The organism is Streptomyces sp. NPDC050743 (assembly GCF_044456925.1).
Classification (GTDB): domain Bacteria; phylum Actinomycetota; class Actinomycetes; order Streptomycetales; family Streptomycetaceae; genus Streptomyces.
The window spans coordinates 1-1,688 of sequence record NZ_JBITGJ010000319.1 but is presented as its reverse complement, the minus strand read 5'-3'; the positions used below and the strand labels follow the sequence as shown (position 1 = coordinate 1,688).

Genomic DNA, 1,688 nt, shown 5'->3' with positions numbered 1-1,688 from the left:
CGAGGCGGCGGCCTACATGCGGCCGAACCTCTTCGCCAACACCCCGGACATCCTGCACGCCTACCTCCAGCACGGCGGCCGCCCCGCCTTCGAGGCGCGGGCCGTGCTCGCCGCGACCCTCTCCCCCGCCTGGGGCATCTACAGCGGCTACGAACTGTGCGAGAACACCCCGCTCAGGGAGGGCAGCGAGGAGTACCTCGACTCGGAGAAGTACCAGCTCAAGCGACGGGACTGGGAGGCGGCCGCGCGTGAGGGCCGCACCATCGCGCCCCTCATCACCAAGCTCAACGACATCCGGCGCCGCAGCCCGGCCCTGCACCAGCTGCGCGACCTCCGCTTCCACCACGTCGACAAGGACGCGGTGATCGCGTACTCGAAGCGGAGCGGATCGAACACGGTTCTGGTGGTCGCAAACCTCGACCCCCACGACACCCAGGAGGCCACGGTCTCGTTGGACATGCCGCAACTCGGCCTGGACTGGCACGAGTCCGTGCCGGTGCGCGACGAGCTCACCGGCGAGACCTACTACTGGGGCAGGGCCAACTATGTGCGCCTCGAACCGGGTCATAGGCCCGCGCATGTCTTCACCGTCCTGCGACCGTCCAACCCGCAGATCGGGGGGTCACCCACAATATGATCGTCAATGAGCCCGTTCCGGACACCTTCGAGGACACTCCAGCCAAGGACCGGGACCCGGAGTGGTTCAAACGCGCCGTCTTCTACGAGGTCCTGGTCCGCTCCTTCCAGGACAGCAACGGCGACGGCATCGGCGACCTGAAGGGTCTGACCGCCAAGCTCGACTATCTGCAGTGGCTGGGGGTCGACTGTCTGTGGCTGCCGCCGTTCTTCAAGTCACCTCTTCGGGACGGCGGTTACGACGTCTCCGACTACACCGCCGTCCTGCCGGACTTCGGTGACCTCGCCGACTTCGTGGAGTTCGTGGACGCCGCCCACCAGCGCGGCATGCGCGTGATCATCGACTTCGTCATGAACCACACCAGCGACCAGCACCCGTGGTTCCAGGAGTCGAGGCGGGATCCGGACGGTCCGTACGGGGACTACTACGTATGGGCCGACGACGACAAGCAGTTCCAGGACGCCCGGATCATCTTCGTCGACACCGAGGCCTCCAACTGGACGTACGACCCCGTACGCAAGCAGTACTACTGGCACCGCTTCTTCTCGCACCAGCCGGACCTCAACTACGAGAACCCGGCGGTGCAGGAGGAGATGATCTCCGCACTGAAGTTCTGGCTGGATCTCGGCATCGACGGGTTCCGGCTGGACGCGGTGCCGTACCTGTACCAGCAGGAGGGCACCAACTGCGAGAACCTGCCGGCGACCCACGAGTTCCTGAAGCGGGTGCGCAAGGAGATCGACACCCAGTACCCCGACAAGGTGCTGCTGGCGGAGGCCAACCAGTGGCCGGAGGACGTCGTCGACTACTTCGGCGACTACGGCTCCGGCGGCGACGAGTGCCACATGGCCTTCCACTTCCCGGTCATGCCGCGCATCTTCATGGCCGTACGCCGCGAGTCCCGCTACCCCGTCTCCGAGATCCTCGCCAAGACGCCGGCCATCCCCTCCGGCTGTCAGTGGGGCATCTTCCTGCGCAACCACGACGAGCTGACCCTGGAGATGGTCACCGACGAAGAGCGCGACTACATGTGGGCCGAGTACGCGAAAGA

The 1,688-nt window shown here is 65.9% G+C and carries 1 protein-coding gene and 1 pseudogene; both read left to right on the top strand.

Annotated features, from left to right (window positions below; all coding sequences use genetic code 11):
• Positions 1-637: pseudogene (locus ACIBJF_RS53340) on the top strand (alpha-1,4-glucan--maltose-1-phosphate maltosyltransferase); the annotation flags it as partial.
• Positions 634-1,688 (top strand): alpha-amylase family glycosyl hydrolase (locus tag ACIBJF_RS53335; RefSeq protein ID WP_399185107.1); only part of this gene is annotated, 1,055 nt, incomplete at its 3' end. The pseudogene ACIBJF_RS53340 and the gene ACIBJF_RS53335, both read left to right, overlap by 4 nt.